A 16,132-nucleotide genomic window follows, 5' to 3' on the forward strand; every position below is an offset into this window, starting at 1 on the left:
CTTTCCTTTCTAGTGAGTGGTGCCGAGCTCTAAGCCAGCCTCCACAAAAGCTTGCTGGTAATATCCATAAAAATCATGATAAACCTGACTCTGTTGACCATTGGTCACAAACAGATGAATCCGGTATGAAAATTGTCCCGTTTCCGTCGTCTGCGGCCCCAGGATAAGGCAATTTTTAATGGCTTCGTATTGAGGAAGTCGCTCTTGATTAACCGTCTCAATGAGGCTGGTGACCAAGTTTAGGTCTACCCTACTTGGTAAGGGAAGATCAATCTGCACCCGCATATCACCACGAGACTTATTGCTCACCACTAAGATATTTCGGTTAGGAATAAAATGCAAGGTCCCATCCGCATCTCGAATCTGTGTGGTCCGAATACCGACAGACACCACTTTCCCAGATACGGTGATCGGTCCATTGGTCAAGCGCACGCTGTCTCCTACATCAAATTGCCGTTCAATGAGAATAAAAAAACCATTGACCAAGTCAGACAAGAAACCTTGGGCACCCAATCCAATCGCCACACCCGCAATCCCGGCCCCAGCCAACAAGCTAGAAACCGGCAAGCCACAAATGGCCAAGATACAGTAAATAAACAAGAAAACAAGTGTGTACTGTAAAATATTTTCCACCAGTCGAATGACCGTCTTTTGACGACCCAAATCTTGACTACTCAATCTTCCAGTCGATTGTACAGCCTTTTTAGCAATAAATTTGATAAGCCTTCGAAGAACCAAAAAGAGTAGGTAGAGAATCACGATTGAAATCAGATTCATCAAAATAGCTTCCACATCAAATCGTGCTAAATATTTTTGAAAAAATGCAAGCATAGAACTCCCTTCTAGGAATATTATATCACAATTCCAGACATATGCTCTCCCAAGAGAACGCAGAAATAGCTTCACAAACTCACTTTTTCGTCAACTTCCCTCCCCACCCAAAAACCACCACCTAATCGCTAGGTAGTGGTTTTCTTTACTTCTTCTTTAGGTATTCTTTTGTCTCTGCAATAACAATTGGTGACAAGGCCAAGAGGGCGATGAGATTGGGCAAAGCCATGAGTCCATTCACGATATCGGCAATCACCCAAATCAACTCCAACTCAATAAAGGCTCCTAGAACAACCATGGCCACAAAAAGGATACGGTAGGCTTTTAGGTATTTCACTCCAAAAAGAAATTCAAAGCAACGCTCTCCATAATAATTCCACCCTAAAATGGTGGTAAAGGCAAAGAGTGTGAGCAGAATGGTTAGTATTCCACTTCCCCACTGTGAATAGGTGCTAGTAAACACCGTCTGGGTTAGCGTTGCGCCATTTTGCGCGCCTGTCCAAAATCCTGTCACAATAATTGACAATCCTGTTAAACTACAGATAATCAAGGTATCAATAAAAGTCCCCGTCATCGAAATCAAGCCCTGTTCCACAGCGTGGTTCGACTTGGCAGCTGCTGCTACAATCGGTGCACTCCCCAAACCAGATTCATTGGAGAAAACCCCACGCGCAACCCCGCTACGCAAGGCAACCATCATGGTCGCTCCGACAAAACCACCCGTCGCAGCTGTCCCTGTAAAAGCAGATTTCACAATCAACTTGAGACTCGGCAACAGATGGTCTAGATGCATTCCTAAAATTCCCAAAGTCGCGAGAATATAGACAATAGCCATAAATGGTACTACTTTCGTCGCGACATCGGATATTGCATGAATCCCGCGGAAAATAATCAGTGCAACAATCAAGCCTAGCACGAGCCCAACAAGGCGTACATCCACCCCAAAACTATTCTGAACCGAGCTCGTAATGGCATTGACCTGTGTAAAGGTCCCCATCCCAAAGAGTGCTACCAAAAGACCACTAAAGGCAAAGAAAGTTGCTAACGGACGCCATTTCTCCCCCATACCAAGCAAAATATAGTACATAGGACCGCCCGAACTTTCGCCATTGGCATCCGTTGTCCTGTATTTTATAGCTAAAAAACCTTCCGCATACTTGGTCGCCATTCCCAAAAATGCTGCGACCCACATCCAAAATAAGGCTCCCGGCCCACCTAGCTTAATAGCAGTCGCTACTCCGACAATATTTCCCGTCCCAACAGTAGCTGCTAGAGCCGTACAGAGAGCAGCAAAACTAGAGACCTCTCCATCTCCTGACTGGTCGCCAGACAGAATCAAATGAAAAGCCTTGGGCAGCTTAAAAAATTGAAAAATTCCCAGTCGCACGGTCAAATACAAACCAGTCCCCACTAAAAGCAGCAAGAGGGGCGCACCCCATACCAAGCTTTGCAGTTGTTGCATCCATTCAAGCATATCACATTCTCCTTTTTATCCTAGAAAGCCAAGAAAAAGAGGCTATTGCTAGCCTCTGGATACACGAAAAACGTGGGGAAAATCCCTTTTTTCGCTCTGTCCTTTTGCCTGAGAGTTTCAGCAGAATCTGCCTTGCCCCTTCGGCGCCAAATGGTCTCTCCAGAGTTCCGTCCTGTCTACAGTCAGAAATCTCCTCCTATAGACCATCAACCGGTATTTTATTTTTATACTTTATATTATATAAAAAATTCAAAAATTTGCAAGTTTTTGTATGATTATTCTTTATTTTTTAATAAATCCACGAACAATCCATAACCAGCTGCTTCCATTTCCTCTCTGGGAATAAAGCGCAAGGCCGCCGAATTGATACAGTAGCGCAACCCACCCTTATCTGTCGGACCATCGTCAAAAACATGGCCGAGATGGGCTTGACCAGCACGACTTCTGACCTCGATTCGATTCATTCCGTGCGAACGGTCTTGGAAATAGGTCGCTACTTCCTTGCTAATCGGCTTCGTGAACGAAGGCCAGCCGCAACCCGAATCAAACTTGTCCGTCGATAAGAACAAAGGCTCCCCCGTCGTGATATCCACATAGATACCAGCTTGGTCGCTCTCGAAAAATTCATTTTCAAAGGGACGTTCCGTCGCTGCTTCCTGCGTCACTTGGTACTGCAAGTCGGTCAACTGGCTTTTAAGCTCTTCTTGACTGGGCTTTTGGTATTGCTGGGCATCAATAACTGGAATTTTAGCTTGCTGGACATCAATGTGGCAGTAGCCAGTTGGATTTTTCTTGAGATAATCTTGATGATAGTCCTCAGCTAGAATGTAGTGGCGCAAGGGCTCACATTCGACAGCCAGCTTTTGGTGACCGAATTTGGCAGCTTCTTCTGCCATCACAGCCTCAATCACGGACAAATCCGTGTCATCTGTATAGTAAATTCCCGTACGGTACTGACGTCCCTTATCTGGACCTTGTTGATTGACAGACACAGGGTCAATCACGCGGAAATAATAGAGCAAAATTTCGCGCAAGGACAGAAGTGACTCATCATAAGCCAGATAAACGGTCTCTGCATGGTCTGTCTGCTTGAGAAGTCGATAAGAGGTGGTTTCGACCTGACCATTGGCATACCCAACCGTCGTTTTTTCCACACCTTCAATCTGTGAAAAATATTCTTCTAGACCCCAAAAACAACCACCTGCAAGATAAATTTCTTTCATTTGCTACCTCCAATCTACAAAAATAGGAGGCTAGGCCTCCCACTGTGCTTGTCTATTAACCAATCTCAGCCAAGATTGCTTTAATCTGGTCTTTCGTGTGCACACCGGCTACTTGTTTGACCACTTGACCATCTTTTTTGAACAAGAGTGTTGGGATAGACATGATACCAAAACCACGCGCTGTTTCTGGATTTTCATCGACATCCATTTTGTAAATGCGCAATTCATCTTCGTCTACTTCTTCTGCCAATTGTTCCAAGATAGGAGCTTGCATACGACATGGACCACACCAAGTTGCCCAAAAGTCTACAAGAACCACGCCTTGAGCTGTTTCTGTTTCAAAATTTGCATCTGTAATAGCTTGTACCATAGAAATTCTCCGTTTCTTCATTTTGTACTGTTATTCTACAATAAAAATAAGAGATTGGGAAATAATTGCTACGTTTGGGACGATTTATGGTAAGATGATAAAAAAGAGAGGGAAAAAGATGACAACAATCTATGATTTTACAGTAAAAGGTCAAGATGATCGGGACATTTCCTTAGAAAGTTACCGTGGAAAGGTGCTCTTGATTGTCAACACCGCCACAGGTTGCGGACTGACACCCCAATACGAGGGACTACAAAAACTCTACGATACTTACAAGGAAAACGGCTTTGAAATTTTAGATTTTCCCTGCAATCAATTCTTGAGTCAAGCGCCAGGAACTGCTGAGGAAATCAATACATTTTGCAGCCTCAACTACCAGACGACCTTCCCTCGATTTGCCAAAATCAAGGTCAACGGAAAAGAGGCGAGTCCGCTCTATAGTTGGCTCAAAGACCAAGCATCTGGTCCAGTCGGAAAAGCCATCGAATGGAACTTTGCCAAATTCCTCATCGGACGAGACGGACAAGTTAGCCAACGCTTTTCTGCCAAAAGTCAGCCAGCCGACTTAGAAGAGAGTATCAAGGCATTGCTATAAAAATCCCCAGCGCTGCTGAGGATTCTTTTATAATTCAATCACATAAGTAAATTCTTGGTAGGATTCTTCTATATCAAAGTTTGAGAGGGCTGCCTCCTCGGACACGATATAGACTCCCTCGCGTTGGTAGTAGCTAATGGGATTGCCTGCTAGATCTGACAGAGCGAGCTTGCCTGCGGCCAGATCCAAGTCAAAATGAAAGTCTGGCTCTTGCTTGGGACTGCCAATCACCAGCCAATCGTGACAGACCAATTTTCCTCCCCATTTCTGGTAGAGATGATTGGCCGTATTACCGTCTCGTGTGAAGATGGAGAGCTTTTCAACCTTTTTCTCCTCTAATTTCGCTCTTGCCCTATCAAAAAGCGCCTGTGCAATTCCTCTTCCTTGAAATTCCGGATGGACCGCTAGATTGCTAAAATAAGCCACCTTATCTGCCGGTGCATAGCGATAGATTCGGCTGTATTCTTGATTGTAGATTTCTATGTCCAGAATCCCGACAATCTGACCTGCCTCTTCTGCCACCAACTCAATCCGCTCATCAAAAACCTCTCTGTCCAAGGCTGGTTTAAAGGTGTCTCTGTCATCGAAAAATGGCGAAAAGAGATAAGCCAAAGCCTTGGTGTAGACCCAGCCTTTCTCATCTCCTGCTTGGTAATTTCTAATCTTCATGCCAACTCTCAATCTTACTTAAAGGTCACAATGGTCGCGCCAGAGCCACCTGCATTTTGCGGTGCATAGCCAAACTCTTTGACGTTCCGATTGCGGCGGAGGTACTTGGTCACCCCTTCGCGGATAACTCCTGTCCCGATACCATGGATAATGTCTACTTGCGCCATATTGTTGAGCAGAGCCTGGTCGATAAATTCATCCAGTTCTTGCATGGCTTCTTCATAGCGCTTACCACGAAGATCCAGACGGGCACGTGGTCCTTTGGCAGACGACCGTTTGACGACATTAATCTGCTTCTGCTTAGGCTTGTCTTCTTTTTCAGCCTTGACAAGGGTAAATTCATCCCGTTTCAAGGTCATCTTAATCAAGCCAACTTGTGCTTCAAATCGACCATCTTTGAGCTGATTGGTCAATGTTCCTCGCTGACCGTAGGCCGTTACGACAATGTCATCTCCTATCTTGGCAGCCTTTTCTTCTTTGGCTTTTTTCAAGACCTTATTTTTCGATAGGTCAACGGTTGCAGGAGCTAATTTTTTCAGTTTCCCCTTGGCTTCGATAATCTGATGCGGTTTGAGGCTGGCTTGGTCATGGAGATTTTTGAGAATGTCCTCGCTTTCTGCCAAAGCCAAAGCAACAATTTCCTGAGCCTCGATGCGTGCCTTGTTCAGCTCTGACTCCCGTTCACGATTGAGTTCATTGTAGAGTTTGTGAAGGGCACGATTCATCTTGAGATTGTCCTGCTCGACATCACGAATCCGCTCCAGTCTTTTCCGACTCTCAAGAGTTTGACTTTCCAGCTTTTCAATAATCCGATTGACATCGCTATCCGTATCTGTCCACTCTTGAGCTGCTCCAATCACAAGATCCGACAAACCGAGGCGACGGGCAATTTCAAAGGCATTTGACCGACCAGGAACTCCCTGCAAAAAGCGATAGGTCGGCCGCAGACTGTCTGTGTCAAATTCCATACTAGCATTCTCAACAGCCGGCGTCTCAATACCGTAAGCCTTGAGCTCTGGATAGTGGGTCGTTGCCATAGTCTTGATGCCCCGCATCCGCAAATCATCTAGGATCGCCATAGCCAGACTGGCTCCCTCTTGCGGGTCTGTCCCCGCCCCCAACTCATCAAAGAGAATCAAGGAATGCTCATCCGCCTGGTCTAAAATCGAAACAATGTGCGTCATGTGACTAGAAAATGTTGACAAACTCTGCTCGATGGACTGCTCGTCACCAATATCCGCAAAAATCTGGTCAAAAATGCCGACACGACTGCCCTTATCGGCCAGAATTGGCAAACCAGACTGGGCCATCAACTGGGCCAAACCAAGGGTTTTCAGCATGATGGTCTTACCACCCGTATTGGGACCGGTAATGACGATTGCAGTCAAATTTTTTCCAAAGTGCAAATGATTGGCAACTGGATGTGAAATCAGGGGATGGCGGACGTTGAGAAGGGCGATGTCCTGCTCTGGCGACACCACCGGTACGACCGCGTCATAGCGCTGAGCAAAGAGGTGCTTTCCTCGCACCAAATCCAAGTGGCCAAGCACCCAAGCATTATTGCCGATAATGGCTGCATGCGGTCGAATCATATTTGACAAGTCTGTCAAAATTCGTGCAATCTCATGCCGTTCCTCCGCACGCGCATTGGTAATGTCCTCGTTGAGCGCCACAACTGAGCGCGGCTCGATATAAACCGTTGAGCCCGATGCCGAAATGTCATGCACCACCCCTGCAATCTTGTTGCGGAAGGTATTTTTAACAGGCAAGACATTGCGTCCATTTCGACTAGCCAAAACGGTATCGGACAGCATCTCTGCCTTTGTCTTGAGAAATTCCTGCATAACTTGGCGGACCTGCGTCTCTGATTCTTGGATTTTTCGTCGAATTTTCAGGAGATTTTCAGATGCAAAATCTTCAATAAAACCGCCATCGTTAATAGCTTGAAGCGAGCCTTGCAAACTAGGAAATAACTCCATTTTTTCAAACAAGACTTGCAATTGTCCCAGACTGACATTTTCCAAATCCGCATAAAAATCAGACAGATTTTTCGTGACCTCCAAGACCTTTTTCAGACTGAGGAGTTCAGAAATATTGAGATCGGCGTCCAATTGGAGCCGCTTGATGGCTGGCGAGACATCCACCGTCTTGCCAATGGCAAAGTGCGGATAATACTCAAAAATCGCCGCCATATCTGTCAATTCATCAAAGGACTGTTGGAGACGACCGCTAGCTGTCATGGGCGCTAGCTCTCGCAATTCTTGTAAGCCCTGTTCCGTCACCAAGAAGGGCTCTACCAGAGCGGTTACTTTCTTAAATTCTAAAGTTTCAATAATTTTTTGATTCATATTCTTCCTACTAAAAAAGAGGTAAGTCTCGCTTACCCCACCACATTTGTCACCCAGAGTTGCTGTAAAACACTCGTCATAATCGGGGTGTATTTGATAATCGCATTGGCGACAAAGCTTCCTTGCAAATAGTTCTGAACGGTCGCTATCGGTACAGTCGCAGCAACTGTCAAGACCAACTGAAGCGAAATCAAGGTCACAACCACAGACAAGCCACCACTAATCCCATTTGTCAGACGCGTATCTGGGTTGATAAAATTCAGCAAATGCACGAAAATTCCAATCAGACGCATGATGGCATAAACCAAGACATAGACCACTAAAAATGCTAAACCCGCGTAAAAGATTTCATCCAAACTAAAGAGGTATTTACTTGCAAAAAAAGCATTTTTCGAGCCATCTGTTGCTGTAGTAAAAGGTACCCAGAGATAGAGAATCTTGGCCAAGCTCTTGTAATTTCCAGACGCAATCATCAAGGAAAGGATGGCTGAAAACGTGTAGTAAGCCTGCAATACCAATCCACGGCTGTAGCCGATATAAAAGCTCCACAATAAAATAATCAACAAGATCAATGAAATCATAGGCTGTCCTCAAGTTCATCCAAGTCAACCAACGGTGTCTTGTTGTTCCCACTTCTTTCTGTCATTTGTTGTAACTTAGCCTCTGTTTTTTCAAAGGCAACCTCGCGCGTCAATTGAACTGACAAGGCATTGATCGCCAAGAGAAGAGCCAGAGTCTCTGGGTCTGCACTCGGCATTTTTTCTTTCAAAGCTAGGTATTTTTCTTGCGCCACACGTTCGATTTCTTCCATGAAAAGATTGTCATGCTCGGTGGTCAAGGTTAATTGTTTTTCTCCAAATGTAAATTTATATCGATTCAAGTTTGCCATAAAATCACCTCATTTTTCATTATACCCTAAAATGCGCTTTTTGACCATTTTGACCTTGCTGATTTAAGGCAAAAGAGCGGAAATATGCTATACTGATAAAATGAACACAATTGTATTGAAAGTGACGGAAGCTGTCAAACAAGAACTCCTCAAAACCTATCAAGCTTACCAGCAACCAAGCAAAAACGCCTACATGGCTGGTTTTTTTAAGCTAGACGGAGCTTCCTTGTCCATTTACACATCTGGAAAAGCTATATTTCAAGGCGAAAAAGCAGCTGTTTATGCAGCAAAATGGGGCTGGGTAGACGATACTGCTACTAGCTCTAGTCCTAGTGGACAAGGCCTGCCTATGATTGGGACAGACGAAGTCGGAAACGGTTCTTATTTTGGTGGTTTGGCAGTCGTTGCCAGTTTTGTGACACCAGCAGACCATGCCTTTCTTCGTTCATTGGGTGTAGATGATTCTAAAAAAATGACAGACCAAAAAATCTGCCAAGTCGCGCCACTCTTAAAAGAGAAGATTGCCCACCAAGCTCTGCTTTTGTCCCCTAAAAAATACAATCAAGTCATTGACCAAGGCTATAATGCCGTTTCCGTTAAGGTCGCTCTCCATAATCAGGCTATCTTTCTTCTTTTACAAAAAGGAGTGCAGCCTGAAAAAATCGTGATTGATGCCTTTACCAGTAGCAAAAACTATGACAAGTATTTGGCTAAAGAAAAAAATCATTTTCCAAACCCAATCACACTGGAAGAAAAAGCAGAAGGCAAGTACTTGGCTGTGGCCGTTTCATCCATTATCGCAAGAAGCATGTTTCTCGAAAATCTAGTCCAACTGGGACAAGAAATCGGCTGTGACCTACCTTCGGGTGCGGGCGCTAAATCCGACCAAGTTGCCAGTCGCATCTTACGAACACATGGATTGGCAGGCTTAGAAGCAACTGCTAAACTCCATTTTGCAAATACCCAAAAAGCACAAGCATTATTGAAATAAGGTTTTTTATATGAAATATTTTTTGAAAGAATGGGGACTTTTTACCCTTATCCTCACTGTTTTTATTCTTAGTCGTGTCTTGGTCTGGAGCCCCGTTACTGTAGACGGGCACTCCATGGACCCAACCTTGGCTGACCAAGAAAAACTGCTCATGGTTAAGACTACTAGCATCAAACGTTTTGATATTGTAGTTGCGAGTGAAAAAGATACTGCCGGCAAAGAAAAACTCATTGTCAAGCGGGTCATCGGCATGCCCAGCGACACTATTCGCTACGAAAATGACACTCTCTATGTCAACGACAAAGAGGTCAAAGAGAATTATTTGGCTGAATACCAAGCAGCCTTTAAAAAAGACAAGCTTCAATCTACCTACGCCTATAATTCCTACTTCCAAAAATTAGCACAACAGGCTGATTTCTTCACCCAAGATGCTTATGGAAATGGAAGTTTCACTGTTGTTGTACCTAAAGGAGAATATTTCCTACTAGGGGATGACCGCATCGTCTCACAGGACAGCCGAGCCGTTGGTAACTTTAAAAAATCAGCCATCAAGGGAGAAATTGTCTTCCGCCTCTGGCCATTGAATCGATTTGGTGGATTATAAGCAAGAGCAAGCGGTGACGGAAGTCCCGCTTTTCACATAAGCATTAAGAAAGATAAAAAATCATGTCTGAAGTTTACTTTTCTGGGACCATTGACCGGATTATTTTTGAAAATCCCAGTAATTTTTATAAGATTCTCCTGCTGGAAATTGATGATAGCGATGCTGATTTTGAAGATTACGAAGTCATTGTCACAGGGACCATTGCCGATGTCATCGAGGGAGAGGAATACCGTTTTTACGGCCAATTGGTAACTCATCCCAAGTATGGTCAGCAACTGCAAGTCAGCCGATACGAACGGGCCAAACCCACTTCAGCTGGCTTGGTCAAATATTTCTCCAGCGATCATTTCAAGGGAATCGGAAAAAAAACCGCTGAAAAAATCGTCACACTCTACGATGGTGACGACGTCATTGACCAGATTCTGGCTGAACCTGAAAAACTCACACAAATCACCGGACTCTCTCCAAAACACCGCCAAGAATTTCTGGACAAGCTCCGCTTCAATTACGGTACGGAAATGATTTTAGCCAAGTTAGCGGAGTACGGCATTCCCAATAAACTAGCCTTCCAAATCCAAGACCAGTACAAAGAAAAGACTCTGGATATTATCCAAGAAAATCCCTACCAGCTGGTCGAAGACATTCAAGGCATGGGCTTTACCATTGCCGACAAAATCGCTGAAAATCTGGGCATCGAAGCACAATCACCACAACGTTTCCGCGCTGGTCTGCTCTTTAGTCTCCTCAATCGTTGTCTGGAAATGGGAGACACCTACATCGAAGCCCGCGACCTCTTGGAGAGCACCCTTGAAGCCTTGGAAAAAGCGCGCAATATCGAGTTGGACCCTACGGCTGTCGCCAATGAATTAACTACCCTCATCAACAAAGGAAAAGTCCAGCAGATTGACACCAAAATCTTTGACAATAGCCTCTTTTTCGCAGAACAAGGCATCCAGAAAAATCTGACACGTCTCTTGGAAAAATCCACCGTTAAAACTTTCCCACGTGAGCAGATCGAGCAAGCTATTGACAAACTCCAAGTCGAAGCCGGAATGACCTATAACAGCATCCAAAAAGAAGCCATCATCCAAGCCATCAACAATCCGCTTTTTATCCTGACCGGAGGACCCGGTACCGGGAAAACAACCATTATCAACGGCATTATCGCAATCTACGCCATTCTACACAAGATTAACCTGCAAAAAACGAGCGGCGATTGTCCGATTCTTCTTGCCGCTCCGACAGGACGGGCAGCTCGTCGTATGAATGAATTAACCGGCTTGCCGAGTGCCACTATTCACCGCCACCTTGGCTTGACAGAGGATACTACTGAGCCTGGCCGTAATGATTTTTTGGATGCTGACTTGATTATCATCGATGAGTTTTCTATGGTGGATACTTGGCTGGCTCATCAGCTGCTCAATCACATTTCCTCGAACAGTCAGGTCTTGATTGTCGGAGACGCCGACCAGCTTCCGTCCGTCAGTCCTGGGCAAGTATTGGCAGACCTCTTGCAAGTTTCCGCCCTGCCCAGCATTCGGCTGGAAAAAATTTACCGCCAGTCTGATGACTCAACCATTGTAACCTTGGCCAGTCAGATTCGTCAGGGAAGTTTGCCAGCAGATTTTACACAGAAAAAGGCTGACCGCTCTTATTTTGAAGTGGGGAGCGAGCAAATTCCCACTACGGTGGAACGCATTGTCAGCGCAGCTATTAAGTCTGGTATCCCAGCATCCGAGGTGCAGATATTAGCACCCATGTACCGTGGAGCCGCAGGGATTGACCAGCTCAATCTCATGGCGCAAGCCTTGCTTAATCCCTTGGTGGAAAACGCCCTTGAATTCCAGTACAATGACCAAACTTTCCGTCAAGGCGACCGGGTCATCCATCTGGTCAACGACGCTGAAAGCAATGTCTTTAATGGTGATTTGGGCTACATCACCGACCTCCTTCCTGCCAAATACACCGACTCCAAGCAGGACGAAATCACCATCAATTTCGACGGAAATGAGATTTTCTATCCCCGAAATGAATGGTACAAGATTACCTTGGCCTATGCCATGTCCATTCATAAGTCGCAGGGCAGCGAGTTTCAGGTGGTCATCCTGCCCATTACCAGCAGCAGCCATCGCATGCTCCAGCGCAACCTCATCTACACCGCCATCACTCGTGCCAAGAGCAAACTCATTCTCTTGGGGCAGGTCCGCGCCTTTGACTACGCCGTTCAAAACGCAGGTACCAGCCGAAAGACCTATCTGGTTCCACGATTTTCTGGGGAAATAGCAGAGCTGGAAACAAGCCCCACAGAGACAACTTCCACTCAGCCAGCCGATTACCGCCTGACTGAGAATAATCTCCTCACCATCGATCCCATGATTGGCATCACGGAAGAGGATATCGCTCAATTTTTCAAGAAATAATACAAAAAGCGAGACCGGCCGTCTCGCTTTTTTCTTACCTAAAATTCGTCACGGTTACGCCCAACAATCGTATGCCTTTCCTAGGCTCTCCTACCGCTTCAAAGATTTCTTGGGATTGACGTTCGATTACATCTTCTTTCCGTGTTGGCTCGTCCAAACTCACTCGTTTTGTCAGGGTCGTAAAGTCACCATATCGGATTTTCACGACAACTGTTTTACCTGATTTTCCATGTTTTTCTAAACTCCGGCTGACACGTTTTGACAAGCTGGCCAATTCTTTTTTGACATCCTCATCTGTATACAAGAGCTTGGCATAGGTCCGCTCCTTGCCGATGGATTTGCGAATACGATTAACCTTGACCTTATTCGACGAAATGCCACGTGCCTTGCGGTAGAGGTCAAAGCCGAAACGACCAAATTTATCAATCAGGACCATCTCAGGAATTTCCAGCAAATCTGCACCTGTAAAGACATTCATCTCATGCAATCGCTCCACGGACTTCTTGCCCACACCGTGGAATTTCTCGACAGGCAACTGCCCCAAAATCTCCTCTGCCTCCTCATGCAAAATCAGGGTCAATCCGTGTGGTTTGTCCATATCCGAAGCAATTTTTGCCAAAAATTTATTATAAGAAACACCTGCTGAAGCCGTCAGATGTAGCTCATTCCAGATATCGTACTGAATCATCTTAGCGACTTTGACAGCCGACTTGATGCCCAGCTTATTTTCCGTCACGTCCAAGTAAGCCTCATCAATTGACATGGGCTCTACTAGGTCCGTATAACGCTTGAAAATTTCCCTAACCTGCAGCCCGACTTCTTGGTACTTTTCATAGTTTCCTGAGATGAAAATCCCTTGCGGACAACGCTCATAAGCTTCTTTGGAAGACATGGCAGAATGAACGCCAAATTGTCGCGCCTCATAAGAACAAGTCGACACCACACCCCGACCACCCGTCTTTCGAGGGTCTCTTGCAATGATAACGGGTTTTCCTTTCAAAGAAGGATTATCCCTCTGTTCAATGGCAGCAAAAAAGGCATCCATATCAATATGAATGATTTTCCGAGATGTGTCATTGATCAAAGGAAAAATTAACATATGCCCTCCATTTTCTCCCTAATTATACTCTATTTTCCCTTAAAATACCGACTTTGAAAACCCTGAAAAATCATGAAAAAATTGTAACTTTTTTGTAAACTTTTTCAATGATTTTTCAGGGTTTTTGACCTTGAAGAAAGTGCTTCCAAGTGTTATAATGTAAGCATTAAAGGTGTTTGCAACACTTAATAAAAAGGAGAAACCTCATGTCAACAAAGGTTAAAACTAAAAACGTAACTGAAGACATTTTCGCCCAAGCCTGGGAAGGCTTTACAGGTACTGACTGGCAAGATAAAGCCAGCGTATCACGTTTTGTTCAAGCAAACTACACACCATACGATGGTGATGAAAGCTTCCTTGCAGGTGCAACTGAGCGTTCACTCAAGATCAAAAAAATCGTAGAAGAAACAAAGGCTCATTACGAAGAAACTCGTTTCCCTATGGACACTGACCGTGCAGCATCTATTGCTGATATCCCAGCTGGTTACATCTCAAAAGAAGACGAATTGATTTTCGGTCTTCAAAACGATGAACTCTTCAAATTAAGTTTCATGCCAAAAGGTGGTATCCGTATGGCTGAAACTACTTTGACAGAAAACGGCTACACACCAAACGAGACTCTACATGAAATTTACACAAAACACGTAACAACCGTTAACGACGGTATCTTCCGTGCTTACACTTCAAATATCCGTCGCGCTCGTCACGCGCACACAGTAACTGGTCTTCCAGATGCTTACTCACGTGGCCGTATCATCGGTGTTTATGCTCGTCTTGCCTTGTACGGAGCTGACTACTTGATGGAAGAAAAAGTTGCTGACTGGAATGCTGTAAAAGAAATCAACGAAGAAACCATTCGTCTTCGTGAAGAAATCAACCTTCAATACCAAGCCTTGCAACAAGTTGTTCGCCTCGGTGACCTTTACGGCGTTGACGTTCGTAAACCAGCCATGAACGTAAAAGAAGCTATCCAATGGGTAAACATCGCCTTCATGGCAGTCTGCCGTGTTATCAACGGTGCTGCTACTTCACTTGGCCGTGTTCCAATCGTTCTTGACATCTACGCTGAACGTGACTTGGCTCGTGGTACATTTACTGAAAGCGAAATCCAAGAATTCGTTGATGACTTCGTTATGAAACTTCGTACAGTGAAATTCGCTCGTACAAAAGCTTACGACGCTCTTTACTCAGGTGACCCAACATTCATCACAACTTCTATGGCAGGTATGGGGGCTGATGGACGCCACCGTGTAACGAAAATGGACTTCCGTTTCCTCAATACACTTGACAACATCGGTAACTCACCAGAACCAAACTTGACTGTTCTTTGGACTGATAAATTGCCATACAGCTTCCGTAAATACTGTATGAAAATGTCACACAAACACTCTTCAATTCAATACGAAGGTGTGACTACAATGGCTAAAGATGGTTACGGCGAAATGAGCTGTATCTCATGTTGTGTATCACCACTTGACCCAGAAAACGAAGATGCACGCCACAACATCCAATACTTCGGTGCTCGTGTAAACGTCTTGAAAGCTCTTCTTACTGGTATCAACGGTGGTTACGACGATGTACACAAAGACTACAAAGTATTTGACATCGACCCAATCACTGACGAAGTTCTTGATTTCGAAACAGTTAAAGCTAACTTTGAAAAATCTCTTGACTGGTTGACTGACACTTACGTAGATGCCTTGAACATCATCCACTACATGACTGACAAGTACAACTACGAAGCAGTTCAAATGGCCTTCTTGCCAACTAAACACCGTGCAAACATGGGATTCGGTATCTGTGGTTTCGCAAATACAGTTGATACATTGTCAGCTATCAAATATGCTACAGTTAAAACTATCCGTGATGAAAACGGCTATGTTTACGACTACGAAACAACTGGCGACTACCCACGTTGGGGTGAAGATGACCCACGTTCAAACGAATTGGCTGAATGGTTGATTGAAGCTTACACTACTCGTCTTCGTAGCCACAAACTCTACAAAGACGCTGAAGCTACGGTTTCACTTCTTACAATCACTTCAAACGTTGCCTACTCTAAACAAACAGGTAACTCACCAGTTCACCGTGGTGTTTACTTGAACGAAGACGGCACAACTAACTTGTCACAACTTGAGTTCTTCTCACCAGGTGCTAACCCATCTAACAAAGCTCGTGGTGGCTGGTTGCAAAACTTGAACTCACTTGCTAGCCTTGACTTTGCTTATGCTGCTGATGGTATCTCATTGACAACACAAGTATCTCCAAAAGCTCTTGGTAAAACATTTGACGAACAAGTCACAAACTTGGTAACAATCCTCGATGGTTACTTTGAAAATGGTGGTCAACACGTTAACTTGAACGTTATGGACTTGAAAGATGTCTATGACAAGATTATGAGCGGTGAAGACGTTATCGTTCGTATCTCTGGTTACTGTGTAAATACTAAATACCTTACACCAGAACAAAAAACTGAATTGACTCAACGTGTCTTCCACGAAGTTCTTTCAATGGATGACGCTGCAGAAACTCTTTCAGCTAACTAAGTAATAACCCCTTCTGCCATATAGGCAAGGGGTTTTCTTGAGCACTCTCTCAGCTCCACTAAATCCTTTAAGG

At 44.7% G+C, this 16,132-nt stretch carries 14 protein-coding genes and 1 riboswitch; of the genes, 5 read left to right on the forward strand and 9 right to left on the reverse strand.

The annotated features are described in order from the left end of the window. Nucleotides 1-9: 9 nt before the first annotated feature. From ABID27_RS07170 to trxA, 4 genes are all read right to left on the reverse strand, one after another. Nucleotides 10-831: a mechanosensitive ion channel family protein gene (locus tag ABID27_RS07170; protein WP_354281237.1), complete on the reverse strand. Its 822-nt coding sequence runs from the start codon at nucleotides 829-831 to the stop codon at nucleotides 10-12. A 145-nt stretch (nucleotides 832-976) separates the two neighbouring features. Then, nucleotides 977-2,305 carry an alanine/glycine:cation symporter family protein gene (locus ABID27_RS07175; RefSeq protein WP_354281239.1) on the reverse strand — a complete coding sequence of 443 codons (1,329 nt, stop codon included), beginning with the start codon at nucleotides 2,303-2,305 and terminating at the stop codon, nucleotides 977-979. A gap of 86 nt (nucleotides 2,306-2,391) precedes the next feature. Beyond that, nucleotides 2,392-2,478: riboswitch (glycine riboswitch) on the reverse strand. Between the two features lie 102 nt (nucleotides 2,479-2,580). Beyond that, entirely contained in the window at nucleotides 2,581-3,528 is a 948-nt protein-coding gene (gene msrB, locus ABID27_RS07180) for a peptide-methionine (R)-S-oxide reductase MsrB (RefSeq protein WP_253365603.1), read from the reverse strand. A 55-nt stretch (nucleotides 3,529-3,583) separates the two neighbouring features. Next, entirely contained in the window at nucleotides 3,584-3,898 is a 315-nt protein-coding gene (trxA, locus tag ABID27_RS07185; RefSeq protein WP_253365601.1) for a thioredoxin, read from the reverse strand. A gap of 118 nt (nucleotides 3,899-4,016) precedes the next feature. Here trxA and ABID27_RS07190 point away from each other — a divergent pair, with 118 nt between their 5' ends. Next, the gene (locus ABID27_RS07190) at nucleotides 4,017-4,493 is read left to right on the forward strand and encodes a glutathione peroxidase (RefSeq protein ID WP_354281242.1); all 477 of its coding nucleotides are present in this window, start codon (nucleotides 4,017-4,019) and stop codon (nucleotides 4,491-4,493) included. A 27-nt stretch (nucleotides 4,494-4,520) separates the two neighbouring features. On the opposite strand, the gene ABID27_RS07195 is transcribed toward ABID27_RS07190, so the two are convergent. From ABID27_RS07195 to ABID27_RS07210, 4 genes are read right to left on the reverse strand one after another with little or no spacing between them, the layout of a single operon-like run. Next, nucleotides 4,521-5,162 carry a GNAT family N-acetyltransferase gene (locus tag ABID27_RS07195; RefSeq protein ID WP_354281244.1) on the reverse strand — a complete coding sequence of 214 codons (642 nt, stop codon included), beginning with the start codon at nucleotides 5,160-5,162 and terminating at the stop codon, nucleotides 4,521-4,523. 14 nt (nucleotides 5,163-5,176) lie between these two features. Next, nucleotides 5,177-7,510, reverse strand: a complete 2,334-nt coding sequence (locus ABID27_RS07200) for an endonuclease MutS2 (protein ID WP_354281246.1) — start codon at nucleotides 7,508-7,510, stop codon at nucleotides 5,177-5,179. Nucleotides 7,511-7,542: 32 nt separating this feature from the next. Continuing rightward, the gene (locus tag ABID27_RS07205; protein ID WP_354281248.1) at nucleotides 7,543-8,091 is read right to left on the reverse strand and encodes a CvpA family protein; all 549 of its coding nucleotides are present in this window, start codon (nucleotides 8,089-8,091) and stop codon (nucleotides 7,543-7,545) included. Beyond that, nucleotides 8,088-8,399: a hypothetical protein gene (locus ABID27_RS07210; RefSeq protein WP_354281250.1), complete on the reverse strand. Its 312-nt coding sequence runs from the start codon at nucleotides 8,397-8,399 to the stop codon at nucleotides 8,088-8,090. Before ABID27_RS07210 ends, ABID27_RS07205 begins: the two co-directional genes overlap by 4 nt. A 100-nt stretch (nucleotides 8,400-8,499) precedes the next feature. On the opposite strand from ABID27_RS07210, the gene rnhC reads away from it, so the two are divergent. The 3 genes from rnhC (at nucleotide 8,500) to recD2 (ending at nucleotide 12,414) form a co-directional block, all read left to right on the forward strand. Next, nucleotides 8,500-9,390 carry a ribonuclease HIII gene (gene rnhC / locus ABID27_RS07215; RefSeq protein ID WP_354281252.1) on the forward strand — a complete coding sequence of 297 codons (891 nt, stop codon included), beginning with the start codon at nucleotides 8,500-8,502 and terminating at the stop codon, nucleotides 9,388-9,390. Nucleotides 9,391-9,400: 10 nt separating this feature from the next. Then, a complete protein-coding gene (gene lepB, locus ABID27_RS07220; RefSeq protein ID WP_354281254.1) occupies nucleotides 9,401-9,994 on the forward strand; it encodes a signal peptidase I in 594 nt (197 codons plus the stop codon). A 62-nt stretch (nucleotides 9,995-10,056) separates the two neighbouring features. Continuing rightward, nucleotides 10,057-12,414: an SF1B family DNA helicase RecD2 gene (gene recD2, locus ABID27_RS07225; protein ID WP_354281256.1), complete on the forward strand. Its 2,358-nt coding sequence runs from the start codon at nucleotides 10,057-10,059 to the stop codon at nucleotides 12,412-12,414. A 34-nt stretch (nucleotides 12,415-12,448) separates the two neighbouring features. On the opposite strand, the gene dinB is transcribed toward recD2, so the two are convergent. Then, nucleotides 12,449-13,513, reverse strand: a complete 1,065-nt coding sequence (gene dinB / locus ABID27_RS07230; RefSeq protein ID WP_354281258.1) for a DNA polymerase IV — start codon at nucleotides 13,511-13,513, stop codon at nucleotides 12,449-12,451. A gap of 206 nt (nucleotides 13,514-13,719) precedes the next feature. On the opposite strand from dinB, the gene pflB reads away from it, so the two are divergent. Beyond that, a complete protein-coding gene (gene pflB, locus ABID27_RS07235) occupies nucleotides 13,720-16,059 on the forward strand; it encodes a formate C-acetyltransferase (RefSeq protein ID WP_354281260.1) in 2,340 nt (779 codons plus the stop codon). Nucleotides 16,060-16,132 lie beyond the last annotated feature (73 nt).

Source organism: Streptococcus gallinaceus (genome assembly GCF_040545695.1).
GTDB lineage: Bacteria > Bacillota > Bacilli > Lactobacillales > Streptococcaceae > Streptococcus > Streptococcus gallinaceus.